The organism is Streptomyces sp. CBMA152 (assembly GCF_014596475.1).
Lineage (GTDB): Bacteria > Actinomycetota > Actinomycetes > Streptomycetales > Streptomycetaceae > Streptomyces.
The window spans coordinates 52,485-78,218 of the sequence record NZ_MECJ01000015.1 but is presented as its reverse complement, the minus strand read 5'-3'; the positions used below and the strand labels follow the sequence as shown (position 1 = coordinate 78,218).

General features: G+C 70.7%; 24 protein-coding genes. 8 read left to right on the top strand and 16 right to left on the bottom strand.

Going from position 1 to position 25,734, the window contains the following annotated elements:
• Positions 1-68: 68 nt before the first annotated feature.
• Entirely contained in the window at positions 69-614 is a 546-nt protein-coding gene (locus BG418_RS13685; RefSeq protein WP_188274094.1) for a DUF4396 domain-containing protein, read from the top strand.
• 33 nt (positions 615-647) lie between these two features.
• Here the strand turns inward: BG418_RS13685 and BG418_RS13680 are convergent, their stop codons facing one another.
• A complete protein-coding gene (locus tag BG418_RS13680; RefSeq protein WP_188274093.1) occupies positions 648-1,280 on the bottom strand; it encodes a sulfite oxidase-like oxidoreductase in 633 nt (210 codons plus the stop codon).
• 152 nt (positions 1,281-1,432) lie between these two features.
• On the opposite strand from BG418_RS13680, the gene bfr reads away from it, so the two are divergent.
• The gene (bfr, locus tag BG418_RS13675) at positions 1,433-1,912 is read left to right on the top strand and encodes a bacterioferritin (protein WP_188274092.1); all 480 of its coding nucleotides are present in this window, start codon (positions 1,433-1,435) and stop codon (positions 1,910-1,912) included.
• Positions 1,913-1,989: 77 nt separating this feature from the next.
• On the opposite strand, the gene BG418_RS13670 is transcribed toward bfr, so the two are convergent.
• Together BG418_RS13670 and BG418_RS13665 are read right to left on the bottom strand one after the other, a co-directional pair.
• Entirely contained in the window at positions 1,990-2,238 is a 249-nt protein-coding gene (locus BG418_RS13670; RefSeq protein ID WP_188274091.1) for a bacterioferritin-associated ferredoxin, read from the bottom strand.
• A gap of 163 nt (positions 2,239-2,401) precedes the next feature.
• Positions 2,402-3,739, bottom strand: coding sequence for a class II 3-deoxy-7-phosphoheptulonate synthase (locus tag BG418_RS13665; RefSeq protein ID WP_188274090.1), 1,338 nt, complete (start codon positions 3,737-3,739; stop codon positions 2,402-2,404).
• Between the two features lie 141 nt (positions 3,740-3,880).
• On the opposite strand from BG418_RS13665, the gene BG418_RS13660 reads away from it, so the two are divergent.
• The 3 genes from BG418_RS13660 to BG418_RS13650 all read left to right on the top strand — a co-directional run bounded on the left by BG418_RS13660 (position 3,881) and on the right by BG418_RS13650 (position 8,947).
• Positions 3,881-6,733 carry an N-acetylmuramoyl-L-alanine amidase gene (locus tag BG418_RS13660; RefSeq protein ID WP_188274089.1) on the top strand — a complete coding sequence of 951 codons (2,853 nt, stop codon included), beginning with the start codon at positions 3,881-3,883 and terminating at the stop codon, positions 6,731-6,733.
• Positions 6,734-6,841: 108 nt separating this feature from the next.
• Positions 6,842-6,949, top strand: a complete 108-nt coding sequence (locus BG418_RS41175) for a trp operon leader peptide (protein WP_188274088.1) — start codon at positions 6,842-6,844, stop codon at positions 6,947-6,949.
• A 93-nt stretch (positions 6,950-7,042) separates the two neighbouring features.
• Positions 7,043-8,947 (top strand): anthranilate synthase family protein, encoded by a 1,905-nt coding sequence (locus tag BG418_RS13650; protein WP_188274087.1) that lies wholly within the window; start codon positions 7,043-7,045, stop codon positions 8,945-8,947.
• A 139-nt stretch (positions 8,948-9,086) separates the two neighbouring features.
• On the opposite strand, the gene BG418_RS13645 is transcribed toward BG418_RS13650, so the two are convergent.
• The 5 genes from BG418_RS13645 to BG418_RS13625 all read right to left on the bottom strand — a co-directional run bounded on the left by BG418_RS13645 (position 9,087) and on the right by BG418_RS13625 (position 14,153).
• Positions 9,087-10,082 (bottom strand): 2-hydroxyacid dehydrogenase, encoded by a 996-nt coding sequence (locus BG418_RS13645; RefSeq protein WP_188274086.1) that lies wholly within the window; start codon positions 10,080-10,082, stop codon positions 9,087-9,089.
• A 149-nt stretch (positions 10,083-10,231) separates the two neighbouring features.
• Entirely contained in the window at positions 10,232-11,260 is a 1,029-nt protein-coding gene (locus BG418_RS13640) for a 6-phosphofructokinase (protein ID WP_188274085.1), read from the bottom strand.
• A gap of 197 nt (positions 11,261-11,457) precedes the next feature.
• Entirely contained in the window at positions 11,458-12,138 is a 681-nt protein-coding gene (locus BG418_RS13635; RefSeq protein WP_188274084.1) for a response regulator transcription factor, read from the bottom strand.
• Positions 12,135-13,352: a MacS family sensor histidine kinase gene (gene macS, locus BG418_RS13630; protein WP_188274083.1), complete on the bottom strand. Its 1,218-nt coding sequence runs from the start codon at positions 13,350-13,352 to the stop codon at positions 12,135-12,137. The genes BG418_RS13635 and macS overlap by 4 nt, the downstream gene beginning before the upstream one ends.
• 33 nt (positions 13,353-13,385) lie before the next feature.
• The gene (locus BG418_RS13625; protein ID WP_188274082.1) at positions 13,386-14,153 is read right to left on the bottom strand and encodes a 1-acyl-sn-glycerol-3-phosphate acyltransferase; all 768 of its coding nucleotides are present in this window, start codon (positions 14,151-14,153) and stop codon (positions 13,386-13,388) included.
• Positions 14,154-14,306: 153 nt separating this feature from the next.
• Between BG418_RS13625 and BG418_RS13620 the strand changes: the two genes are divergently transcribed.
• Complete coding sequence (locus tag BG418_RS13620; protein WP_188274081.1) at positions 14,307-15,086, top strand: carboxylesterase; 780 nt, start codon at positions 14,307-14,309, stop codon at positions 15,084-15,086.
• Complete coding sequence (locus BG418_RS13615) at positions 15,079-15,657, top strand: hypothetical protein (protein ID WP_188274080.1); 579 nt, start codon at positions 15,079-15,081, stop codon at positions 15,655-15,657. Before BG418_RS13620 ends, BG418_RS13615 begins: the two co-directional genes overlap by 8 nt.
• 10 nt (positions 15,658-15,667) lie before the next feature.
• Here the strand turns inward: BG418_RS13615 and BG418_RS13610 are convergent, their stop codons facing one another.
• From BG418_RS13610 to BG418_RS13585, 6 genes are all read right to left on the bottom strand, one after another.
• Positions 15,668-16,408 (bottom strand): endonuclease/exonuclease/phosphatase family protein, encoded by a 741-nt coding sequence (locus BG418_RS13610; protein ID WP_188274079.1) that lies wholly within the window; start codon positions 16,406-16,408, stop codon positions 15,668-15,670.
• A 77-nt stretch (positions 16,409-16,485) separates the two neighbouring features.
• A complete protein-coding gene (locus BG418_RS13605; RefSeq protein ID WP_188274078.1) occupies positions 16,486-17,427 on the bottom strand; it encodes an ROK family glucokinase in 942 nt (313 codons plus the stop codon).
• A 66-nt stretch (positions 17,428-17,493) separates the two neighbouring features.
• On the bottom strand, positions 17,494-17,922 hold the full coding sequence (locus BG418_RS13600; RefSeq protein ID WP_188274077.1) for a DUF5304 domain-containing protein: 429 nt from the start codon (positions 17,920-17,922) through the stop codon (positions 17,494-17,496).
• A 67-nt stretch (positions 17,923-17,989) separates the two neighbouring features.
• Complete coding sequence (locus BG418_RS13595) at positions 17,990-19,165, bottom strand: ArsA family ATPase (RefSeq protein WP_188274076.1); 1,176 nt, start codon at positions 19,163-19,165, stop codon at positions 17,990-17,992.
• A 2-nt stretch (positions 19,166-19,167) separates the two neighbouring features.
• Complete coding sequence (locus tag BG418_RS13590) at positions 19,168-19,629, bottom strand: SRPBCC family protein (protein ID WP_188274075.1); 462 nt, start codon at positions 19,627-19,629, stop codon at positions 19,168-19,170.
• A 90-nt stretch (positions 19,630-19,719) separates the two neighbouring features.
• Entirely contained in the window at positions 19,720-20,481 is a 762-nt protein-coding gene (locus tag BG418_RS13585) for a metallophosphoesterase (RefSeq protein ID WP_188274074.1), read from the bottom strand.
• Between the two features lie 269 nt (positions 20,482-20,750).
• Between BG418_RS13585 and BG418_RS13580 the strand changes: the two genes are divergently transcribed.
• Positions 20,751-22,547: a long-chain fatty acid--CoA ligase gene (locus tag BG418_RS13580; protein WP_188274073.1), complete on the top strand. Its 1,797-nt coding sequence runs from the start codon at positions 20,751-20,753 to the stop codon at positions 22,545-22,547.
• On the opposite strand, the gene BG418_RS13575 is transcribed toward BG418_RS13580, so the two are convergent.
• Together BG418_RS13575 and BG418_RS13570 are read right to left on the bottom strand one after the other, a co-directional pair.
• Positions 22,548-24,176 (bottom strand): GMC oxidoreductase, encoded by a 1,629-nt coding sequence (locus tag BG418_RS13575; RefSeq protein ID WP_188274072.1) that lies wholly within the window; start codon positions 24,174-24,176, stop codon positions 22,548-22,550.
• 365 nt (positions 24,177-24,541) lie between these two features.
• The gene (locus BG418_RS13570; RefSeq protein WP_188274071.1) at positions 24,542-25,684 is read right to left on the bottom strand and encodes a glycosyltransferase family 4 protein; all 1,143 of its coding nucleotides are present in this window, start codon (positions 25,682-25,684) and stop codon (positions 24,542-24,544) included.
• Positions 25,685-25,734 lie beyond the last annotated feature (50 nt).

The following is a 25,734-nucleotide window of genomic DNA, read 5'->3' as shown; positions in this document are numbered from 1 at the left end:
GGAATACCCCCTGGGGGTATACCGTTCCAGTCATCGACAGGGACGGTCATCCGGCATTGGGGGAAGTCATGCAGCACGAGACGCACGTACACGCGGAGCACGAGCACGACGAGCACGCGGCGCACCACGAGCACGCCGACCACCAGGGTCACCAGCACCACGGCCACACCGGCGGCAAGGTCACCTGGTCCATGGCCGCTCAGGCCACGCTGCACTGCCTCACCGGGTGCGCCGTCGGCGAGATCCTCGGCATGATCGTGGGCACCGCCTTCGGGTGGGGCAACATGCCGACGATGATCCTGGCGACCGTCCTCGCCTTCTTCTTCGGCTACTCGCTCACCCTGCGCGGCATCACCCGGGCCGGTGTCGACTTCCGTACGGCCTTCAAGGTCGCCCTCGCCGCCGACACCCTCTCGATCGCGGTCATGGAACTGATCGACAACGGGGTGATCGCGCTGTGGCCGGCCGCCATGAACGCCACGCTCGGGCAGTGGCTGTTCTGGGGCTCGCTCGCCCTGTCGCTGGCGCTCGCCTTCGTGGCCACGACGCCCGTCAACAAGTGGATGATCGGCCGCGGCAAGGGCCACGCGGTGGTGCACCAGTACCACCACTGACCGGCCCGAAAAAGACCGGCGTGGTAGCAGGACTCAGAGCTCGGGGCCGTCCCCGGGCTCTTCCTGGTACGAGTAGCGCTGCTCCCGCCAGGGGTCGCCGATGTTGTGGTAGCCCCGCTCCTCCCAGAAGCCCCGCCGGTCCGCCGTCATGTACTCGATGCCGCGGACCCACTTCGGGCCCTTCCAGGCGTACAGATGCGGCACGACGAGCCGGACCGGGAAGCCGTGTTCGGCGGTCAGGAGCTCACCGCCCTTGTGGGTGGCGAAGACCGTGCGGTCCGAGAGGAAGTCGGAAAGGCGCAGGTTGGAGCTGAAGCCGTACTCGGCCCAGACCATCACATGGGTGGCGTCGGGGGCGGGCGGCGCGAGTTCGGCGACCGTACGGGCGAGGATTCCGCCCCATTCGGCCCCGGTCATCGAGAACTTCGTGACACAGTGCAGATCGGCGACCACGGTGGCGAACGGCAGCGCCGTGAACTCCTCGTGGTTCCAGCAGTGTTTGTCACCGTCGGCGGTCGCCCCGAAAACGCGGAACTCCCAGCGCTCGGGCTTGAACTTGGGGACCGGGCCGTAGTGCGTGACCGGCCAGCCGCGCTGGAGCCGCTGCCCCGGGGGAAGCTCCTGCTGCACTGCTTCCCGTTGCTCCGGGCGTTCCGGCTGACCCATGACTCCATGGTGACAGACGGCAAGGGGTGGTCATGACCAGGTGCGCCCGGATTCGGGCAACTCGTACTAAGCGTGCACTTACTGGACGGTCATTGCGCGCGGTGCGAGGATGCGCGCGAATCTGCCCCTCCCCCGTGGAAGGAGCCTCTGCGATGCAGGGCGACCCCGAGGTCATCGAGTTCCTGAACGAGCAGCTGACCGCCGAGCTGACCGCGATCAACCAGTACTTCCTGCACGCGAAGATGCAGGAGAACTTCGGCTGGACGAAGCTCGCCAAGTACACGCGGCACGAGTCCTTCGACGAGATGAAGCACGCGGAGGTGCTGACCGACCGGATCCTGTTCCTGGACGGGCTGCCCAACTACCAGCGGCTCTTCCACGTCCGGGTGGGGCAGACCGTCACGGAGATGTTCCAGGCGGACCGGCAGGTGGAGGTCGAGGCGATCGACCGGCTCAAGCGCGGGATCGAGGTCATGCGGGCCAAGGGCGACATCACCTCGGCGAACATCTTCGAGTCGATCCTGGCCGACGAGGAGCATCACATCGACTATCTCGACACCCAGCTGGAGCTGGTCGAGAAGCTCGGTGAGGCGCTGTACATCGCGCAGCTGATCGAGCAGCCGGAGAGCTGAGCGCTCCGCTGGACGGGCGGATATTCGACTGCGGACCGTGCGTGGCTGGTCGCGCAGTTCCCCGCGCCCCTGAAAACCTAGGCCGCTTCCGCCAGGCCCTCATCGGCGGCTAGCACCGCGGTGATCTCGCCCTTCTCCAGCAGCTCCCGGCGGGGGCAGGCGCCGCGGCCGAGCAGACCCTGGATGGTGCGCACACAGGAGCCGCAGTCGGTGCCCGCCTTGGTGGCCGAGGCGATCTGGCGCGGGGTGCAGGCGCCGGCGGCCGCGTGCTCCTTGACCTGCTTGTCGGTGATCCCGAAGCAAGAGCAGACGTACACGCGGTTCACCTCCCGGACGGGAAAAAGGTCGGACCAGCCATCCCCATTTCGGTGAGGCTTACCTAACCGTACCCAAAGTTAGGGTGACCTTAAAGCCCCGGGTACGACTGTGGGGCGCGGATCACAGTTCCGCGCCCCACAGGCTCGTACGAAGCTACCTACTGATCACGACTCACTGGTCGCGGTACATCTCCGCGACCAGGAACGCCAGGTCCAGGGACTGGCTGCGGTTGAGGCGGGGGTCGCAGGCCGTCTCGTAGCGCTGGTGCAGATCGTCGACGAAGATCTCGTCGCCGCCGCCCACGCACTCGGTGACGTCGTCACCGGTGAGCTCGACGTGGATGCCGCCCGGGTGGGTGCCGAGCGCCTTGTGGACCTCGAAGAAGCCCTTGACCTCGTCGAGCACGTCGTCGAAGCGGCGGGTCTTGTGGCCGGAGGCGGCCTCGAAGGTGTTGCCGTGCATCGGGTCGGTGACCCAGGCGACGACCGCGCCGGACGCGGTGACCTTCTCGACCAGCTCGGGCAGCTTGTCGCGGACCTTGTCGGCGCCCATGCGGACGATGAAGGTCAGCCGGCCGGGCTCGCGGTCCGGGTCCAGGCGCTCCACGTACGTGAGCGCCTCGTCGACCGAGGTCGTCGGGCCGAGCTTGATCCCGATCGGGTTGCTGATGCGGGCGGCGAACTCGATGTGCGCGTGGTCGAGCTGACGGGTGCGCTCGCCGACCCAGACCATGTGGCCGGAGGTGTCGTAGAGCTTGCCGGTGCGCGAGTCCACCCGGGTGAGCGCCGACTCGTAGTCGAGCAGCAGCGCCTCGTGCGAGGCGTAGAACTCGACGGCCTTGAACTCGGCCGGGTCGGTGCCGCACGCCTTCATGAAGTTCAGCGCGTTGTCGATCTCGCGGGCCAGCTGCTCGTAGCGCTGGCCGGACGGGGACTGCTTGACGAAGTCCTGGTTCCAGGCGTGGACCTGGCGCAGATCGGCGTAGCCGCCGGTGGTGAAGGCGCGGACCAGGTTGAGCGTGGACGCGGACGCGTTGTACATCCGCTTCAGGCGCTCGGGGTCCGGGATACGGGCCGCCTCGGTGAAGTCGAAGCCGTTGACCGAGTCGCCGCGGTAGGTCGGCAGGGTCACGCCGTCGCGGGTCTCGGTGCCCTTGGAGCGCGGCTTCGAGTACTGCCCCGCGATCCGGCCGACCTTGACGACCGGCACGGAGGCGGCGTACGTCAGCACGGCGCTCATCTGGAGGAGGGTCTTGAGCTTGGCCCTGATGTGATCGGCCGACACGGCGTCGAAGGCCTCGGCGCAGTCGCCGCCCTGGAGCAGGAACGCCTCGCCCTGGGCGACCGCCGCCATCCGGGCGCGCAGCTGGTCGCACTCGCCCGCGAAGACGAGCGGCGGATACGACTCGAGGTCCGCGATCACATCGCGCAGAGCCTCGGCATCGGGGTACTCGGGCTGCTGCGCCGCGGGAAGGTCACGCCAGGTGTTTTCGTTCACGGTCACCTCCACAACCTTACGGGGTCCGCCAAGCCGTCCACCCCCGCGCCCACCCTGTGAGACGCGAGTGACCGGCCGGTGATCGAGGTCACGCACCCGCCTGTTAGCCTCCCCCCGTTTCAGAAGCGAACAGAGTGAATTTTGGGGTGGGAGTTGAAGCGAAGACACCGCAGAGACCGCACGACGAAGCTGATTGCCTACGGCGTGGGCACGGCGGTCATCGCGGGTGCGGCGATCACGACGCTCGCGATGGCCTCGCCGGGGCCCGCGGACGCGAACGCGAACGCGAACGGCAAGGCGTCCGCGCCGGGCGCGGCGCTCCAGTCGGGGTTCGCGGACGCGGCGCGTGAGTTCGAGGTCCCGCAGAGCGTGCTGATGGCGGTCTCGTACCGCCAGACGCTGTGGGAGAGCCACGGCGGGCAGCCGTCGACGACCGGCGCGTACAACGTCATGGGTCTGACCCATCTGACGGCGGACGACGTCGAGCAGCCGAGCGACGCCGAGCGGCTCTCGCACATGAACATGAGCGGCGACCCGACCGTCATGAAGCACTTCGACGCCAAGCGCGCCCTGAAGAAGGCGCCCAAGGCCGTCGACACGGACGACCCCCGGCTGCACACCCTCGACGAGGCCGCCAAGCTGATCGACGCGTCCGTCGACTCGGTACGGGGGGACGAAAAGCAGAGCATCCGCGCGGGCGCGGCGCTGCTCGCGAAGTACCAGAAGGACGCGACGGGCTCGCTACCCGAGGACGCGGGCCGGTGGTACGCGGCCGTGGCCCGCTACAGCCAGGCCCCGGACACCAAGGGCCCGACGCTGTTCGCGAAGCGGGTGTACGAGTCGATCAGGACGGGCGAGAGCCGCGTCACGGCGGACGGCCAGCAGGTCGCGCTCCCGGCGGACCCGTCGGTGAAGCCGACGAAGCCGGACACGATGTCGCTCGCGGCGTTCTCCAAGGCGGACCAGACGCCGGAGTGCCCGACGGGGCTGAACTGCAACTTCATCCCGGCCGGCTACGCCCACAACCCGCCCGCCCCCGGGAAGCCGGACGACCCCACGGACTTCGGCAACTACAACGAGTCGAACCGCCCCGGGAACGGCGAGGACATCCGCTACATCGTCATCCACGACACCGAGGGCAGCTACGACGCGTCGCTGAAGACGTTCCAGAACCCGGCGACGTACGCGGCCGCCCACTACATGATCCGGGCCTCCGACGGCCTGGTCACGCAGCTGGTGGCGACCAAGGACGAGCCGTGGCACGCGGCCAACAAGACCGTGAACATGCACTCCATAGGCATCGAGCACGAGGGCTACGCCATCAACGGCGACGCCACGTGGTACACCGAGCCGCAGTACGAGTCGTCGGCCGCGCTGGTGAAGTACCTGGCGGGCCGGTTCAACATCCCGCTGGACCGTGAGCACATCATCGGCCACGACGAGGTGCCGGGCGTCCTGGACGCCAATGTGAAGTCCCAGCACTGGGACCCGGGCCCGTACTGGGACTGGAACCACTACCTGCAGCTGATGGGCGCGCCCACCGGCGACCAGGGCGCGGGCGGCCCGCTGAAGGTCGGCCAACTGGTGCGCGTGGTCCCGCCGTTCACCTCGGCCGACCAGCAGACCGTGACGTACGGCGGCGCCACCTTCACCAAGCCGGTGAACTTCGGCTACCTGTACGAGACGCCCTCGACGTCGGGCGTGCCGCTCCAGGACGCGTACCTCGGCACCCAGACCGCCACCGAGGGCCCCAACTGGTCCGACAAGGTCGTCGCGGGCGGCGAGTACGTCGTCGCCGACGTCCAGACCGACTGGACCGCGATCTGGTACGGCGGCCAGAAGGCCTGGTTCTCCAACCCGGCCGGCAAGTTCACCGCCCCGGTCGGCAAGACGGGCCGACCCGTTCTGACGCCGAAGGCGGGCCAGACGTCCATCCCGGTGTACGGGCGCGCCTACCCGGAGGACTCGGCGTACGCGGGGACCAACGTCCCGGCGCAGGCCGGTAATTCGGCGTCGCTGACCAAGTACGCGATCCCGGCCGGCCAGGCGTACACCCAGGTGGGCCCGGCGCAGCCCGGTGACTACTGGTACGCCGGTACGTTCGCGGGCACCGCGACCGGCGACCGCACCCTGGTCACGGGAAAGACGAATTCGTTCTACCCGATCCGCTACAACCACCGTCTGGCCTTCGTGAAGGCCGACGACGTGGACGTGGCCACCAGCACCGCCCCCGACCCCGGCACCACCCGCTACAACCTGCTCGGCCGGGACTCCTCCGGGGTGCTGTGGCAGTACCAGGGCACCGGTGGCGCGGCCACGCCGTTCTACGGGCGGTACCAGGTCGGCGGCGGCTGGCAGGGGTACAACACCGTCTCCGCGATGACCGCGCTGCGCGCGGACGGCACCGGGGACATGGTGGCCCGCGACGCCACCGGCACGCTCTGGTACTACCAGGGCAGCGGCAACCCGAACGCCCCGTTCAAGGGCCGCCTCAAGGTCGGCGGCGGCTGGCAGACGTACAACTTCCTGACCGGCGCGCGCGACCTCGACGGTGACGGCAGGGCCGATCTGATCGGCCGGGACAGCGCCGGTGTGCTCTGGTTCTACAAGGGCACCGGCAACCCGGCGGCGCCGTTCGCCACCCGCGCGCGGATCGGCGGCGGCTGGCAGGTGTACAACACCATGGTCTCGACCGGCGACCTCACCCGCGACGGCAAGGCGGACCTGGTGGCCCGGGACGCGTCCGGCGTGCTGTGGCTGTACAAGGGCACGGGCAACCCCACCGCCCCGTACGCCCCCAGGGTCCGGATCGGCGGGGGCTGGCAGGCCTACAACGCCATGGTCGGCCCCAGCGACCTGAACGGTGACGGCATCCCGGACCTGGTGGCCCGCGACTCCTCCGGCGTGCTCTGGTACTACAAGGGCACGGGCAGCGCGACGGGCGCCCCGTTCGCCGCGCGCACGCAGGTCTGCGGCGGCTGGCAGATGTTCAACCTGCTGGTCTGAGCCGGTACGGCAGACGCACGCGAAGAGAGGGGCCCGCTCCGTCCACGGGATGGGGCGGGCCCCTTCCGTACTCCCGTATGACTCGGTGCGGGTTCCGCAGATCCGCACATGATCGGGACGAGAGCGCAGGATGCCGGTTCTTCGGCTAGGGTGCGGGGCATGTTCGCGCACTCGAACCAGAACTGGTGGTGGACCGCTCATCCGGCGGCCCACTGATCGCGCGTACACGAACACGCGAAAGGCCGCCCGAGGGGCGGCCTTTTCTGCTTTCCACGGCCGTTCCTCTCCGCTCCACCGGAAGGAACACCCATGCCAGCCACGCACACCACCCTCGCCGGACTCCTCGACGCCGACTGCCCGCCCTTCGCACTGCTCAGGCGCCGCACACCGGGCCGCGACCACGACGTCGTGGAGCTGCTGATCGGCGAGGTGCGCGAGGTGGAACGGCTCGCCGACATCCCGTACGGCGACAAGCCGTCCCTCTCCCTCGTCCCGTTCCGCCAGATCCGCGAGCGCGGTTTCGACGTACGCGACGACGGCACTCCGCTGTCCGTCCTGGTCGCCGACGAGACGTACGAACTGCCGCTCGCCGAGGTCCTGTCGGCGCTCCCCACGCACGAGGTGCGGGTCGAGGGCGGCGGCTTCGACGTCTCGGACGAGGAGTACGCCCAGGTCGTACGGCGGGTGATCGAGGACGAGATCGGGCAGGGCGAGGGCGCCAACTTCGTCATCCGGCGCACCTTCACCGGCGAGATCCCGGGCTTCGGCCGGGCCGACGCGCTCGCCCTGTTCCGCCGACTGCTCGCGGGCGAGCGGGGCGCGTACTGGACGTTCGTGGTCCACACGGGAGAGCGCACGCTGGTGGGCGCGAGTCCCGAGGTGCATGTGCGGATGTCGGGCGGGACGGTGGTGATGAACCCGATCAGCGGGACCTACCGCTACCCGGCGACCGGCCCGACGCCGGAGGACCTGCTCGCTTTCCTCTCCGACGCGAAGGAGATCGACGAACTGTCGATGGTCGTGGACGAGGAACTGAAGATGATGTGCACGGTGGGCGACCGGGGCGGGGTGGTGGTCGGGCCCCGGCTCAAGGAGATGGCCCATCTCGCGCATACCGAGTACGAGTTGCGCGGCCGCACCTCGCTGGACGCGCGCGAGGTGCTGCGCGAGACGATGTTCGCGGCGACGGTGACCGGCTCGCCGGTGCAGAACGCGTGCCGGGTGATCGAACGGTACGAGCCCGCCGGGCCGGACGGCCTGGGACGCGGGTACTACGCGGGCGCCCTCGCCCTCCTCGGCCGCGACGAGGGCGGCGCCCAGACCCTCGACTCGCCCATCCTGATCCGTACGGCCGACATCGCGGCGGACGGGCGGCTGCGGGTCCCGGTCGGGGCGACGCTGGTGCGGCACTCGGACCCGGCGGGGGAGGTGGCGGAGACGCACGCGAAGGCGGCGGGGGTGCTGGCGGCGCTGGGCGTACGGGAGGGTCGCCCGTTGCGCTCCGTTCGCCCGGGTCCCTCTCTCGCCGATGACCCCCGGGTGCGGGCGGCGCTGGATGCCCGGCGGGCGGACCTGGCGCCGTTCTGGCTGCGGATGCAGGACCGGGTGGAGGTGTCGGTGGGCGAGGCGCTGGTGGTGGACGCGGAGGACACGTTCACGGCGATGCTGGCGCATCTGCTGCGGTCGTCGGGGCTGGGGGTGTCGGTGGTGCGCTACGACGCGCCCGGGCTGCGGGAGCGGGCCCTTGCCCACGTCGGCCCGGTGATCCTGGGCCCGGGCCCGGGCGATCCGTCGGACGCGTCCGACCCGAAGATGCGCCTGCTGCGCGGTCTGACGGCCGAACTCCTCGGCTCCCACCGCCACGGCCTGCTCGGCGTGTGCCTCGGGCATGAACTCATCGCGGCGGAGCTGGGGTTGCCGATCGTGCGGAAGCGGGTGCCGCAGCAGGGGGCGCAGGTGCGGGTCGACCTGTTCGGTCGGTCGGAGACGGTGGGGTTCTACAACAGCTTTGTGGCGCGGTGGGACGGGGTGTCGCGGGACGGGGTGGAGGTGTCGGCGGATGCGGCTTCGGGGGAGGTGCATGCGGTGCGGGGCCCCGGGTTCGCGGGGGTCCAGTTCCACCCGGAGTCGGTGCTGACCCTGCGGGGGCCGGGGGTGGTGGGTGAGCTGCTGTCCTCCCTGCGGGAGCCGTTCCCCACCCCGCCCCTTCCCTGAAGCCCTGGGCGGGCGGCCTGGGCCTTCGACTGCGGGCCGTCTTGGGCTTGTCGCGCAGTTCCCCGCGCCCCTTAATGGGCCCTTCGGGCCCTCCTAGGGGCGCGGGGAACTGCGCGAGCAACCGGGGTCGGGTGGGGGCTCACCCCCTGGGGACCAGGACGTTCTCCGTGTGGTGGCCCGCCACATAGTCCGCCACGTTGCGGACCGTCGCCGCCACGATCTGCCCCACCGCGTCCCGCGTGTAGTACGCCTGGTGCGACGTCACCACCACGTTCGGGAACGTCACCAGCCGCGCGAGCGTGTCGTCCTCGACGACCTCCAGCGACTTGTCGAGGAAGAAGAGACCGGCCTCGGCCTCGTACACATCGAGCCCGACCCCGGCGAACCGCCCCGCCCGCACCTCGCTCACCAGCGCCTCCGTGTCCACCAGCCCACCCCGACTGGAGTTCACCAGGATGGCGTCGTCCTTCATCAGCTTGAGCGCCGCCCGGTCGATGAGGTGGTGCGTTGACGGCAGCAGCGGCACATGCAGGCTGACCACGTCCGCGTTGGCCAGCAGCTCGTCCTTCTCGACGTACTTCATCCCGAGCGACACGCACGCCGGATTCTCCGCCGCGTCCCAGCCGAGCAGGTTCATGCCGAACCCATGGGCGATCCGGGTGAACGCCTCGCCGATCTTCCCGGTGCCGAGCACCCCCGCCGTACGCCCGCGCAGATCGCGGCCCATCAGCCCGTCGAGCCGGAAGTCGAAGTCCCGGGTGCGGTTGGAGGCGCGGACGATCCGGCGGTTGACCGCCATCGCCAGGGTCCAGGCGAACTCGGCCACGGAGTACGGCGAGTAGTACGACACCCGCGCCACCGTGATGCCGAGCCGCTCCGCGACCTCCAGGTCGATGTTGTTGAACCCGGTCGAACGCTGGGCGATCATCTGCGTCCCGCCCACCGCGAGCGTCTGCAGCACCGTCCGGTCGAGGGTGGCGTTCACACTGGTCGAGATCACCTCGTACCCGGCCGCGATGGGCGCGGTGTCCTCGGTGAGGAACACGTCGAGGCACCGCACGTCGTGCTGCCCCGCGAAGGCCGCCTCGATCAGCGGCCGCTCGTCGGCCTGCACACCGAAGGCCAGGATGTCCATGGGTTCACCTAGGGATCGGGGAGTACGGGCCGGACAGTCACGTTTTCCCGAAGCGCCCATACGCGTACATCACGCGCATCACGCCGAATACCGCGAATATACGACCCATCCCCGTGTCCCGCCCGCCCGCCGCCAGGCGCCTCGCGGCGTCAGCCGAAGAACACCCCCACCTCCGCGTACAGCGCCGGATCCACCGTCTTCAGCCGGGCCGTCGCCTCCGCGATCGGCACCCGGACGATGTCCGTGCCCCGCAGCGCGACCATCTTGCCGAAGTCGCCGTCCCGTACCGCCTCGATCGCGTGCAGTCCGAACCGCGTGGCCAGCCAGCGGTCGAAGGCGCTGGGGGTGCCGCCGCGCTGGACATGGCCGAGGACCGTGGTGCGGGCCTCCTTGCCCGTGCGCTTCTCGATCTCCTTGGCCAGCCACTCCCCCACGCCCGAGAGCCGGACGTGCCCGAACGAGTCCAGCGTGCCGTCCTTCAGGACCAGCTCGCCGTCCTGCGGCATCGCGCCCTCGGCGACCACGACGATCGGCGCGTACGACGCCTTGAAGCGGGAGGTGATCCAGCCGCAGACCTGGTCGACGTCGAAGCGCTGCTCGGGGATGAGGATGACGTTGGCGCCGCCCGCCAGGCCGGAGTGGAGCGCGATCCAGCCCGCGTGGCGGCCCATCACCTCGACGACCAGGACCCGCATGTGCGATTCGGCCGTGGTGTGGAGGCGGTCGATGGCCTCCGTCGCGATGCCGACCGCCGTGTCGAAGCCGAAGGTGTAGTCGGTCGCGGAGAGGTCGTTGTCGATCGTCTTCGGCACGCCGACGCACTTGATCCCGTACTCGTCGCTCAGCCGGGTCGCCACGCCCAGGGTGTCCTCGCCGCCGATCGCGATCATCGCGTCGATCTCGTGCTTGGCGAGGTTCTCCTTGATGCGGCGCACCCCGTTCTCGGCCTTGAGGGGGTTGGTGCGCGAGGAGCCGAGAATGGTGCCGCCACGGGGCAGGATGCCGCGCACGGCCGGGATGTCGAGCTTGACGGTGTCGCCCTCCAGCGGACCGCGCCAGCCGTCCTTGAACCCGGTGAAGTCGTATCCGTACTCCTGGACGCCCTTGCGGACGACGGCCCGGATGACGGCGTTGAGCCCGGGGCAGTCGCCGCCTCCGGTCAGTACTCCGACTCGCATGGAATTGTCCCTTCGCCGTGGCAGACGCGTGGAAAGACCTATACGAGCCACGCTAATGGTGACCCAGGTCACTCCGGGATGGGACGAAACGTCAATTCCGGGAATTCAAAGGGGTGTTGACGGCCTTTCATTCACCCGTACGAGCGTTGTACGGGCGGACGCACGCCACCCACCCCCGTCTGTGAGCCAAGGACCGCTCAGGCCTCGTCCAGGCCCTGCTCTATCGCGTACCGGACCAGCTCCACGCGGTTGTGCAGCTGGAGCTTGCCCAGGGTGTTCTGGACGTGGTTCTGGACCGTGCGGTGCGAGATGACCAGGCGCTCGGCGATCTGCTTGTACGACAGCCCCTTCGCCACCAGGCGCAGCACCTCGGTCTCGCGCTCGGTGAGCTGCGGGGCCTTCGGCTCGTCGGGGGCCGCGGGCGCCGGGTCCGAGGCCAACCGTCGGTACTCGCCGAGGACCAGACCGGCCAGGCCCGGGGTGAACACCGGGTCGCCGGCCGCCGTACGGCTCACCGCGTCGGTGAGCTCCTCCGTGCTCGCCGACTTCAGCAGATAGCCGGTCGCGCCGGACTTCACCGCCTCCAGGACGTCCGCGTGCTCGCCGGAGGCGGACAGGACCAGGACCCTGAGCGCCGGGTTGGCTCCGACCAGCTCCTTGCAGACCTGGACGCCCGGCATCCCGGGCAGGTTCAGGTCCAGGACCAGCACGTCGGGTGTGACGGCCTGGGCCCGGCGGACCGCCTGCGGGCCGTCCCCGGCGGTGGCCACCACGTCGAACCCGGCGGCCGCCAGGTCGCGCGCGACCGCGTCGCGCCACATCGGGTGGTCGTCGACCACCATCACCTTCACGCTCTGCCGCTCGATCGTCTGCGTCATGCCTTCGCCTTCCCCCGTGGAACCTTCAGCTCTACTTCTGTCCCCTGGCCCGGCACCGAGATCAGCTCGGCGGTGCCGCCCAGGTCCCGCAGCCGGCCGCGGATCGAGAGGGCGACGCCCAGGCGCCCCTCCCCCTCGGCCTGCGCGAGCCGGCCCGCCGGGATTCCGGGACCGTCGTCCCGTACCGTCACGATCACTTCGTCCCCCCAGTCCTCGACCAGGATCCAGGCCTGGGCGGACTCCCCCGCGTGTCTGTGGACATTGTCCAACGCGGCACTGACAGCGGCCGCGAGCTCGCGCGCCGCCGGGGGCGGGAGCAGCACCGGAGCGCCGGGTTCCGCGAGCGAGACCCGCGATCCGGCGTGCGGGGCGAGCAGCGCGCGCAGATCGAGCTCGGCCCCTTCGGGGTCCGTACGCCCGTCGTCCTCGTCGTCGACCGTACGGACCAGGGCGCCGAGCGCCGGGTCCTCGGACGCGCGCGTGGTGGGCACCAGACCACTGGAGACCAGGGTGCGCAGCGCGACCTCCTGCTCCCCGGCCATCCGGCCGAGCTCGGCCGCCTCGCCGCCGAGCGCCGTGCCCCGGCGCTGCACCATGGCGAGCACCTGGAGGACGCTGTCGTGGATGTCCCGGGCGAGGCGCTCCCGCTCCCGGGTGGCGGCCTCGATCTCCAGGGCGCGGGCGAGGGTGGCCTCACTCGCGCGGGCGACCTCCACCACGTAACCGATGGCGACGGAGGCGACCCAGACGAGCAGCACGTTGTGGAGCGTGTCGCGGGTGGGGGCGCCGCGCTCGACCAGGTTGGCGGCGGCGACCAGGGAGGACGCGAAGGCGGCCCAGCGCCAGCCGCCCTTGATGGCGAAGGCGAGCACCGACCCCGCGGCCCAGATGGTCGGCAGGGTCGGCCCGTTCACCGTCCGGGCGTCGGCGTCGGCCAGCGGGGTGATCAGGATGCCGGTGAGCGCGATCGTCAGGTCGGCGCCGAGGAACCGCTTGGTGCAGCTCGCCGCGTTCGCCACCCGGGGCAGCGTCGCCAGCGTCCACACCGCGAGCACCGACAGGAAGGCGATGCCCACCCAGGGCCGCTCGAAGTGCCGGTACTCCGAGACGAAGAGCAGCACCGCGTAGATCATCGTCAGTACGCGGTACCCGGTGAGCGCGCGCCACAGCGGCAGCTCGACGGACATCCTGATGACGCGCTCGCGCTTCGCCATGCTCCCCAACCCCTGAAAAACGAACGAACGAGGCTAGTCGCCAGGCCGTTCCGCCTGCTTGGCCTGCTCGGCCTCGCGGGACCGCTCGGCCTTCTCCTCGTCGGCCTTGCGCTTGGCCTCGTCGGCGATCTGGCGCTTGGCCGCGGTCGCGTAGATGTCCACGTACTCCTGGCCGGAGAGCTTCATGATCTCGTACATGACCTCGTCGGTCACCGAGCGCAGGATGAAGCGGTCGCCCTCCATGCCGTGGTAGCGGCTGAAGTCGAGCGGCTTGCCGATGCGGATGCCCGGGCGCATCAGCTTGGGCATCACCTTCCCGGGCGGCTGGATCTTCTCCGTGTCGATCATCGCGACCGGGATCACCGGCGCGCCGGTGGCGAGCGCCACGCGCGCGAGCCCGCCGGGCTTGCCCCGGTAGAGGCGGCCGTCGGGCGAGCGGGTGCCCTCGGGGTAGATCCCGAACAGCTCACCGCGCTCCAGGACCTCGATGCCGCTCTTGATGGCCGCCTCGCCCGCGCCGCGCGCGCCCGAGCGGTCCACCGGGAGCTGGCCGACGCCCTTGAAGAAGGCGGCCGTCAGCTTGCCCTTCACGCCGGGCGAGGTGAAGTACTCGGCCTTGGCGATGAAGGTCACCTTGCGGTCGAGGACCGCCGGCAGGAAGAAGGAGTCCGAGAAGGACAGGTGGTTGCTCGCGAGGATCGCCGGCCCCTCGGCGGGAATGTTGTCGAGGCCCTCCACCCAGGGCCTGAAGGCAAGCTTCAGCGACCCGCCGATGGAGAACTTCATAGCGCCGTAGATCAACTCGGATGCCTTCCCTTGTCTGTCGAACAGACCTTAACCCGTGTCGGAGCCCCCCTCCCGCGCGCGGGCCGGTGACGGCTCTGGTCGGTGTCAGTCCGGTCGCGTACCGTGAAGTACAACTCCCCCGCCCCTGCTCATGAACAGGAGATCCCGGTGCCCGTCCTCCCTGGAGCCGAGCCGTTCCGCCACGAGGGCGGAGAGGTCGGCGTCCTCCTCTGTCACGGCTTCACCGGTTCCCCGCAGTCGCTGCGCCCGTGGGCCGACCATCTGGCCGAGCGCGGCCTGACGGTCTCGCTGCCGCTGCTGCCCGGACACGGCACGCGCTGGCAGGACATGCAGCTCACCGGCTGGCAGGACTGGTACGCGGAAGTGGACCGGGCACTGCGCGAGCTCCTCGAGCGCTGCACCCAGGTCTTCGTCTTCGGCCTCTCCATGGGCGGCGCGCTGGCGCTGCGGCTCGCGGCGAAGCACGGCGACGACATCACGGGCCTGGTCCTCGTCAACCCGGGCAACAAGGTGCACGGCCTGGCCGCCCACGCCCTGCCGGTGGTCCGCCACTTCGTGCCGTCCACCAAGGGCATCGCCAGCGACATCGCCAAGGAGGGCTCGGCTGAGGTCGGCTACGACCGGGTGCCGCTGCACGCGGCGCACTCGCTGCGCAGGTTCTTCCAGGTGGTGGACCGTGAACTGCCGCAGGTGACACAGCCGTTGATCGTGCTGCACAGCCCGCAGGACCATGTGGTGCCGCCCGCCGACTCGGCCCGCGTGCTCGCCCGGGTCTCCTCCACCGACGTCACCGAGATCCTGCTGGAACAGAGCTACCACGTGGCGACGTTGGACCACGACGCGGAGCGGATCTTCGAGGAGAGTTACGCGTTCATCGGCCGCCTCGCTCCGAGCATCGGGAAGAAGGGGAGCACAACCGGTGGCTGAGCACGACGCGGACCGCGAACCGCAGCCGATCGACGAAGAGGCTGCGTGGGCGGCGATCGTGGCGGGGTACGGCGAGGAGCCGGCCGACCCGCCGGGGACGAAGCCGTTCAAGTCGGTGGAGGACCTGGCGGTCCTGGAGGGCGAGCGGAACGGGACGCCCGCTCCGGCGGCGGACGGGCCCGAGACGCCGGAGCCACCGGTTCCGCCGGTTCCGCCCGAGCCGAAGCCGCTGGGCAGCTCGATCGTGTTCGCGCCCGGCGTGGGCGGCCCGCGCGACTTCAGCGTCGCGGAGCCGTCCGATTCCGACCTCGACGGCTCCGACGAGGGCCACTTCATCCCGCCGGAGCCGCCGCCGCTGCCCGAGGCGGACGTCACGGCGAAGTTCGCGTGGCTTGCGGTGATCGGCGGGCCGCTGCTGATGCTGCTCGCGGCGATCTTCCAGTGGGAGTTCACGTGGTGGCTCACCACGCTGGGAGTGGGCGGCTTCATCGGCGGCTTCGGCACGCTGTTCGCGCGGATGAAGCATGACGACGAGGACGACGACGATCCTGGGCGGGGTGCGGTGGTCTGACCCGGAGCCGCTAGCGCGTCGGCACCCGTAGCGCCGCCAGAACCGGCAGATGGTCCGTCGCCGCGCGCAGGTCCGCGTCCGGCAGGCCCGTCGGGACCCCGCACCCCAGGACCTCGATCCCGCTCGTCGCGAAGATCGCGTCGATGCGTTGGTGGGGGTCCTCCGGGGTCGACGTGTACTCCGTACCCCACGGGCGTACCGACCAGCAGTCCTGGAGTGCGGCCGACAGCCGGCGGAAGGCGCGGCCGTCCGGACGGTCGTTGAGGTCGCCGCCCGCGACCGCGTGCTCGACGCCCAGCTCCGCGAGGCGTTCCAGCAGCATCCCGGCCTGGGCCTCGCGCTCGTCCGCCCGGAGGCTCAGGTGACAGCTGAGGACGCCCAGGCGGGCGCCCCCGACGCGTACCACCGCCGTCGCGAAACCACGGCGGTGCAGCCCGGGAGTGAGCGGCAGCAGGACGTCCTCGGTGCGCTCCACCGTCGCCCGCAGCGAGCACAGCAGCAGCGGGCCCGCGGCGGTCGCCCCACCGCTCAGGACCACCAGCTCGCTCGCCGCCGCGAGCCGCGCGGCCGCCTTGCGCCAGCGGAAGAACCGGGGCGCCTCCTGGATGAGGACCAGATCGGGGTCGCAGGCGCGGATGACCCTGGCCAGGGCCGCGTTGTCGTCCCGCATCGAGCGGATGTTGTAGCTGAGGACGCGGATCACGGCCGAGCCGTTCTCCGTACGGGAGGCGGGAAGATCCATGAGCGGCATGGGCCACAACATAGGGCAGCGCCCGCCGCTTCCCCAGAGGGACGCGACGGGCGCCGACAGTGCCTACGAGCGTACGGTCAGCCCTGGCGGGCCAGGTCCGCCGCGCCCACCAGACCGGCCTTGTTGCCGAGCTGGGCGGCGAGGACCTGGGCGTGCGGACGCCACTGGCCGCCGATCAGCCAGCGCCGGAACGACTTGCGGATCGGGTCGAGGACCAGCTCGCCCTCGTCCGAGACGCCGCCGCCGACGATGAACGCGGACGGGTCGAAGAGCGAGGCCAGGTCGGCCAGGCCAGCGCCCGCCCAGCGGGCCAGCTCGCGGAAGGAGTCCACCGCGACCGGGTCGCCCCGGCGGGCGGCGGCGCTGATGTGCTTGCCCTCGATGCCCGCTACGGTGCCGTCGCCCAGACCGAGCAGGATCTCGGCGTTCTCCGGGGTCGCGTTGGCGCGCTGACGGGCGTACCGCACGAGCGCGCGCCCCGAGGCGTACTGCTCCCAGCAGCCCTGGCTGCCGCAGCCGCACAGGAGGCCGTCCGGCACGACCCTGATGTGGCCGAACTCGGCGGCCACGCCGAAGCGGCCGCGGCGCAGCTTGTTGCCGATGATGATGCCGCCGCCCAGGCCCGTGCCGAGCGTGATGCAGATGACGTCCTCGTGGCCCTGGCCCGCGCCGAACTTGTACTCGCCCCAGGCCGCCGCGTTCGCGTCGTTCTCGACGACCACGGGCATCCCGACGCGCTGCTCGACCTTGTCCTTCAGCGGCTCGTGGCGCCAGTCGATGTTGGGCGCGAAGAGGACGGTGGCGCGCTTGTCGTCGACGTAACCGGCGGCACCGATGCCGACGGCCTCGATCTCGTGCCCCTTGCCCGCCCCTTCGACGGCGGCGCAGATCGCGTCCACGATGGCGTCAGCGGTCGGCGGCGTGGGCACGGTGTGCGTCTCGAGGATGTGGCCCTCCTCGTCGACCACTCCCGCCGCGATCTTGGTGCCGCCGATGTCGACGCCGATGGTGAGTCCCATTAAGTCCCTCAGTTTTCGGTCGAGCCCCGCTGAGGCCAACCGTACCCGAGGGCGGGCACCGGATCGTCAGTCCAGGTCGATGTGCTCGCCCGGGCCCGGGCCGTCGCCGTCCTCGTCCTTCTTGGGCCGCTCGGAGGCCCAGCGGCGCTCCTGGCCCTCGACGGCTGAGCGGTAGGCGGCGAGCAGTTCGCCACCGGCCGCGGCCAGGTGGTCGAAGACGTCCGGGTTGCGCTCGATGACCGGCTCGACGGCCGCCTTGGCCTGGTTGATCAGCTGCTGCACGGCGCTCTGCGCGGCCATGCCGGGCAGCGAGGACTGGAGCGAGGAGACCTTGTCGGCGACGGCGTCGACCAGCTTGCGCAGCTCCTCGGCGGCCGAGCCGGGCGGCTGGCCGTACTCGGCCCGGCGGCGCGCCTTCTCCGCGGCGAGGTCCTCGGCGCACGCGTCGGCCCAGGCATCCGCGTCGGAGGCGGGACGCTCGGTGGCATCGCTCATGGCGGACTCCAGCTACTGAAGAGAAGGGTCTTGTTCTCTCGACGTTACCCGAATGGGGGTACGGCGTTCAGTGCGCGCGGGGCCACAGGGCGGGGTCCGGCGTGAACCGGATCCGCAGGACGCCGTCGGTGAGGGCCGCGCCGGAGACCGTGCAGCGGCGCAGTGCGGACGGCAGGGTGACGATCCGGCGGAACGGCCCGGCGTTCAGAAGGAGTTCATCGCCCCGGCGCACCAGGCCGAGCGCGTCCTTGGCCGCACCCGGCAGGGGCACCACCCAGACGAGGACGCCGTCGTCGGCGAGGCGGTCCTCGACGGCCCAGGGCTGCGACTCCGGCCCCTGCACGTCCCACAGGCCCGTCTCGCCGGTCGGCCCGTCGATGAGTTCGTCGAGCTCGTCGACGCCCTGCGGCTCGCGCCCCAGATGCGGGACCTCGTGGACCGGTACGGCGCCGAACTCCTCGGCCAGTCCCTTGAGCGCGCACTGCTGGCGCCCGGAGAGCCCGGCGAGGAAGGGGTCGGCCGAGCTGGTGGGAAGTATCCGGTTGGCCACCACCGCGTCCAGCCGCAGCCCGTGCAGGGCGAGGCCCAGGCGGGCGGTGCGCAGGGCGGCCGAGGCCGCCGGTCCCGGCTCGGCGACCAGGCGTACGGTCGTCCGCGGGTCCTCCACCACGGCCTGCACGGCGGCCAGTTCCGCGTCCCAGCGCGCGGCCGTCTCGTACAGCCACTGTGCGGGCATCGGAACGCCCGCCAGCTGGGCGAGGACCGGGCGCAGCGAGCGCGCGGCCTGCCGCTCGGGCGGCAGCAGCCGACGCAGATAGCGGCGCAGCTGCCCGGGCAGGGCGAGGGCCGCCACGCACGCGTGGGTGGGCGGCATGTCGACGACGACCAGGTCGTGGTCGCCGGTGGCCGACTCGCGCAGCGCCTTGAGCAGGGCGAGCTGGTCGGCGCCGGGCAGCTCGGTCAGTTCCTCGCCGTCCAGGCGGCCCGCGCCGAGCAGGTCGAGCGCGGTGGCGGCCCGCTCCTGGAGCGCGAGGAGTTCGGTGCGGAAGTGGGCGCCCGCGTCGATCCGTACGAGGTCCAGGCCCTGGACCTCGTCGCCGCCGAGCAGCCGTACGAGGCTGTCGTCGCGGTCGGTGTGGAGCAGCAGGGCGCGCTCTCCGCGCCGCGCCGCCGCGAGCGCGGTCGCGGCGGCGACGGTGGTGCGGCCCGCGCCGCCGGGACCGGTGACGAGGACCGTACGCACGATCAGGCCTGCTCGGCCCCGGCGGCGCCGCCGCTCTCGACACGCTTCTTCAGCCCGGCGAGCGCGCGGTCGATGATGACCTTCTCGGCCTTGCGCTTGATCATGCCGAGCATCGGGATCTTGACGTCGACGGTGAGCTGGTAGGTGACCTCGGTGTGGCCGCCGGGGGCGTCCGCGAGGCTGTACGAGCCGTCGAGGGTGCGCAGCATCTGGGACTTGACCAGGCTCCAGCTGACCTTGTCGGCGCCGTGCCAGGTGTACTTCAGGGTGTGGTCGTCCTTGATGGCGCCGGCGTCGAGGACGAGCCGGACCTGCTCGGCGCGGCCCTCGGCGTCCTTGGACAGCACCTCGGCCTCCTTCACCTCTCCGGTCCACTCGGGGTACCGGGTGAAGTCGGCGATCACCCCCATCACGTCGGCCGGTGCCGCCTCGATGGTGATAGACGAGCTGGTGTGTTCCGCCATCGTCGTGGCTCCTCCAGTGCGCGGGCCGCTGTGTGGGGTGGTGTTGTGCAGGCTATCGCGTGCCCGCCGGGCCTCTTGCCGGAGGCCGCCTCACCACTCAAGGGCGAACGGCTTGGAGGTGGCGGCGAAGTGGCCGACGTTCACGCACTCGGTGCGTCCAATGCGTACCCGGCGGGCGAGCGGCTGGTGGACGTGGCCGAACAGGGCGTAGCGGGGTTTGGTGCGGCGGATGGCGTCGAGGAGCGCGCGCGAGCCGCGCTCGAAGCGGCGGGCGACCGTGTCGTAGACGAGCTCGGGGACCTCCGGCGGGATGTGCGAGCAGAGCACGTCGACCTCGCCGAGCGCCTCGACCTTGGCCGCGTACTCCTCGTCGGAGATCTCGAACGGCGTACGCATGGGGGTGCGCAGTCCGCCGCCCACGAAGCCGAAGACGCGGCCGCCGATCTCGACCCGCTGGCCGTCCAGGACGGTGGTACCGGGTCCGGCGTACTCGGACCACAAGGACGGTATGTCGACATTGCCGTAGGTCGCGTACGTCGGGGTGGGAAGGGCGGCGAACATCTCGGCGTACTGACGGCGCACCGCCGACTCGATGGCGGCCTCCCGGTCGAGGCCCGCCCAGAGCGAGCGGCCCAGGTCACGGGCCTCCTCGAAGCGGCGGGCGGTGCGCAGGGCGACGATGCGGTCCGCGTTCTCGACGCCGAAGAGGTCGGGGAAGATCCCGCGCGAGTGATCGGCGTAATCGAGGAAAAGGACGAGGTCACCCAGGCAGACGAGGGCGTCCGCGCCGTCGCCCGCCTTCGCCAGGCCTTCGGTGTTCCCGTGCACATCGCTGACCACATGTACTCGCATGACGACCACCCTAGGCCGCCGGACCTGCGGTTACTTCCGAGTCGCGAAAGGAGTGGACTACTGTGCGTGGAGCGGTGCGAACCGTGTGACGCAGCGAACATCTGGCCAGGACCCCCTATCGGGAACCCACTACCGATGGGTAACGTCCGGGCAGTCCAGTCGTGCTCGGAGTCCGCCCCACAGGTTCTCCGGGCACCTGCCCGATCTTGGACCGCAGCCGGTGCGTCACACAGAGCCGTGGCACCGGCGCCCGATGAGGAGCAGCAGTCTTGCGCGAGTTCAGCCTTCCGGCCCTGTACGAGGTCCCCACGGACGGCAACCTGACGGATCTGATCCGCCGCAATGCCGCTCAGCATCCCGATGTCGCGGTCATGGGCCGCAAGGTCGCGGGACGCTGGACCGATGTCACCGCCACCCAGTTCCTGGCCGAGGTCCGTGGCGTGGCCAAGGGCCTGATCGCCGCGGGCGTGGAGCCCGGCGACCGGGTGGCCCTGCTCTCCCGGACCCGTTACGAGTGGGTCCTCTTCGACTTCGCCGTCTGGAGCGCGGGCGCGGTCACCGTTCCCGTGTACGAGACGAGCTCGCCCGAGCAGATCCAGTGGATCCTCGGCGACTCCGGCGCCACCCTGTGCGTCGTCGAGTCCGAGGCGCATCTGGAGGCCGTGGCCTCCGTACAGGCCGGGCTCTCGGGTCTGAAGGGCATCTGGCAGATCGAGTCCGACGCCGTCGCCGAACTCACCGCCCTGGGCTCCGACATCTCCGACGAGGTGCTCGACCAGCGGATGTCGTCGGCGCACGCGGACGACCCGGCGACCATCGTCTACACCTCCGGCACCACCGGCCGCCCCAAGGGCTGTGTGCTCACCCACCGCGCCTTCTTCGCGGAGTGCGGCAACGTGGTGGAGCGCCTCAAGCCGCTCTTCCGCACCGGCGAGTGCTCGGTCCTGCTGTTCCTGCCGACCGCGCACGTCTTCGGCCGCCTGGTCGAGGTGGCGTCCGTGATGGCGCCGATCAAGCTCGGCTGCGTACCGGACATCAAGAACCTCACCGATGAACTGGCCTCGTTCCGGCCGACGCTGATCCTCGGTGTGCCGCGCGTCTTCGAGAAGGTCTACAACTCGGCCCGGGCCAAGGCCCAGGCGGACGGCAAGGGCCCGATCTTCGACAAGGCCGCGCACACCGCCATCGCCTACAGCCGCGCGCTCGGCACCCCGCAGGGCCCGTCGCTCGGCCTCAAGATCAAGCACAAGGTCTTCGACCGGCTCGTCTTCAGCAAGCTGCGCGCGGTGCTCGGCGGCAAGGGCGAGTACGCGATCTCCGGCGGCGCGCCGCTCGGCGAGCGCCTGGGCCACTTCTACCGGGGCATCGGCTTCACGGTCCTGGAGGGCTACGGCCTCACCGAGTCCTGCGCCGCGACCGCGTTCAACCCGTGGGACCGGCAGAAGATCGGCACGGTCGGCCAGCCGCTGCCCGGCTCGGTCGTACGGATCGCGGACGACGGCGAGGTGCTGCTGCACGGCGAGCACCTGTTCACCGGATACTGGAACAACGAGGCGGCGACCGCCGAGGCGCTGGCCGACGGCTGGTTCCACACCGGCGACATCGGCACCCTCGACGAGGACGGCTACCTCGCGATCACCGGCCGCAAGAAGGAGATCATCGTCACGGCGGGCGGCAAGAACGTCGCCCCGGCGGTGATCGAGGACCGCATCCGCGCGCACGCGCTGGTCGCGGAGTGCATGGTGGTCGGCGACGGACGCCCCTTCGTGGGCGCGCTCGTCACCCTCGACGAGGAGTTCCTGGCCCACTGGGCCTTGGACCACGGCAAGCCGGCCGGTTCGACGGCGGCCTCGCTGCGCGAGGACGTGGATCTCCTCGCGGAGGTGCAGCGGGCGGTGGACGACGGCAACGCCGCGGTCTCCAAGGCGGAATCGGTGCGGAAATTCCGCATTCTCACCTCCCAGCTCACGGAGGAGGCGGGGCACATCACCCCGTCGCTGAAGCTCAAGCGCAATGTCGTGGCGAAGGACTTCGCCGACGAGATCGAGGCGATCTACGCCCACTGATCAGGTGGGTGTGTCCTCCGCGAGGACGCGCTGGACGTTGCGCTCGGCGAGCGCCGTGATCGTGACGAACGGGTTGACGCCGATGGAGCCGGGGATCAGGGCTCCATCGGTGACGTAGAGGCCCGGATACCCCTTCACCCGCCCGTAGTCGTCGGTCGCCCGCCCCAACGGGCAGCCGCCGAGCGGGTGGTAGCAGAACCCGTCGGCGAACGGCGTGTTGTTGCCGAACAGGTCGTACCGGTAGATCGTCGCGTTGCTGAAGTTGATCCGGTCGAAGAGCTTCTTCGTCGCGTCGACCGCGGGCTGGTTCTGCGCCCGACTCCAGTTGAGCTTCGCCGAGTCGGTCGCCGGATCGTACGAGAACGTGCCGCGCTGCGGGTTCCTGGTGATCGCCAGATACAGGCTCACCCAGTGCTCGAAGCCCATCGGCAGCGGGGCGATCTCGGCGAAGACGGGGTTGGCGGTGTTGTCCCAGTCGTCGATGCCGAGCGCGGGCATGGTGGCCTCGTTGGCGCCGACCGTGTCCCACACGTGGTTGGCGCGGGCCGTCATGATGTTGCCGTTGGTGCCCCAGCCGGTGCCGACGGCCGGGTCGAGGGCGGGCAGGGTGCCCGTCTCCCGGGCGCGCACCAGCAGTTCGGTGGTACCGAGGCTGCCCGCGCCGAGGAAGAGCTTCCCGCAGCCGATCTCCCTGGTCTCGACGACCTTGCCGGTCAGGTCGATGCGGTCGGCGGTGACGACGTACGTGCCGTCCGGCTGTCTGCGGATCGCGCGGGCGTGGTGCAGGGTCTCGATGGTGACGTTGCCGGTGCCGAGCGCCGCGGCTAGGTAGGTCTTGTCCACCGACCGCTTGCCGTAGTTGTTGCCGTAGATCACCTCGCCCGCGAGCGCGGACCTGGTGGCGGTGCCCGCCGCCTCGCGCTGCATGTACCCGAAGTCGTAGACGTTGGGTACGAAGACGGTCTTGAGGCCGGTGTTCTGGGCCGCCTTGCGCGAGGTGCGGGCGAACTTGTACCACTCGGTGGACTCGAACCAGGCCGGGTCGACGGAGTTCACGCCGAGCATGGCGTTGGCGCGCGGGAAGTACGTGGCGTACATCTCGGCGGCGTCCACCTGGGGCAGGACCTCGGCGAAGTAGTCGCGGCGGGGGGTGACGGCCATACCGCCGTTGACCAGCGAGCCGCCGCCGACGCCGCGGCCCACGTAGACGGACATGTCGCCGTAGTTCACGCGGTCGAGTACGCCGGGGTACGGGCTGATCGTCTTGTTGACCACATCGAGCCAGAGGAAGGTGGCCAGAGGGGCCTCTGTTCTTGTGCGGAACCACATGGAGCGCTGGTCCGGTGCCGCGGTCGAGCAGAAGATCTTGCCGTCGGGGGCGGGGGTGTCCCAGAGTCCGCCCATCTCCAGGACGAGGGTCCGGATGCCCGCCTGTGCGAGTCGGAGGGTGGCTACTGCGGCTCCGTAGCCGGAGCCTATGACCAGGGCGGGGGTGTAGGTGGCGTCCTGCGGCTGTGCCGCCTCTGCGGCGTGGGCCGGGTCGAGGGTGATTCGGGTGAGGCCGAGCAGTGCGGCCGTCTCCAGGGCGGCGAGGCCCAGTAGGTGACGGCGCGTCAGATTTGGTGTCATGCGCGCAGCATGGGCGGAATTTGGGCTTCCGCCCAGCGGTCACGTTGTCTTAAATCTGAGTGACCGTCAGGGGTGGGAATGTGGTGGGCGGGGGTGCGTTGTGTTTTGGCTGCGGGTGGGTGGGGGCTGGTCGCGCAGTTCCCCGCGCCCCTTAAGTGCGGGCACCACGCCTCTTGAACGGTGGGCAGCGCGCCCCTTACCGGGCCTTCGTTCGCCTGCGGACCGTGCGTGGCTTGTCGCGCAGTTCCCCGCGCCCCTGGGTGGTTAGGGGCGCGGGGAACTGCGCGATCAGCCCAGCACGGTCCGCAGGGAACCCACGCTTCTTGGGGGCGCGGCCACCCACCATCCGCAGACGAAGGCCGGGCCTACAGCAGCGCCCGCAGCTTCTCCGCGAGCAAGTCCCAGCGCCACTTCTCCTCCACCCACGCCCTGCCCCGCTCGCCCATCCTGCGGCGCAGGTCGGGGTCCTGGAGCAAGGTGACGATGCGGTCCGCCGACTCCTCCGGGGAGCCGCCTCGGACCACCCAGCCCGTTTCGCCGTCCAGGACCGCGTCGGGCGCGCCGCCCGAGTCGCCTGCCACCACCGGGAGGCCCGTCGCCGAGGCTTCCAGGTAGACGATGCCCAGGCCCTCTACGTCAAGGCCGCCACGGCGGGTGCGGCAGGGCATGGCGAAGACGTCGCCGGCGCCGTAGTGGGCGGGGAGTTCGGCCCAGGGGACGGAGCCGGTGAAGCGGACCGAGGGGGCGACGCCCGTCTCCTCGGCCAGTTTGCGGAGCTCCTGCTCGTACGGGCCGCCGCCGACGATCAGCAGCACCGCGTCCGGCACGCGCGCGAGGATCGCGGGCATCGCGAGGATCAGGGTGTCCTGGCCCTTGCGGGGGACCAGGCGGGAGACGCAGACCACGACCGGGCGGTCGGTCAGGCCCAGACGCGCGCGGACCTCGTCGCCGCCCGAGCCCGGGTGGAACGTCTTCTCGTCCACGCCCGGCGGCAGTTGGACCATCCGGTCGGCGGCACGCTCAGTGAGCGCGGCGGCGATCCGGGACCGCGTGTACTCACCCAGATAGGTGATCGTGTCCGTGCCCTCGCCGATCCGCCGCAGCAGCTGGCGCGAGCCGGGCAGCTGGGCCCAGCCCGCCTCGTGGCCGTGCGTGGTGGCGACCAGGCGTTCCGCACCCGCCCGGCGCAGCGCGGGGCCCATCAGACCGAGCGGCGCCGCCGCCCCGAACCACACCGAGGAGCAGCCGTGCTCCTTGAGCAGGCCCACCGCGCGGCGGGTGACCCGGGGCGTCGGCAGCAGCATCGTGGTGCGGTCGCGCACCACGGTGAACGGCTGCTCGGCGTCGAACGCCGCGGTCGCCTCGACGCCCTCCCGGCTCCGCTTCCAGGTCGAGGCGTAGACGACGAGCTGCTCGGGGTCGAGCCGCAGCGCCATGTTGTGCAGGAACGCCTGGATGCCGCCGGGGCGCGGCGGGAAGTCATTGGTCACGATCAGGGTCTTGTGCATCGCCGCCGACAGTACCGAACGGCCCCGCCTCATCGCTCGGGCACGCCCCC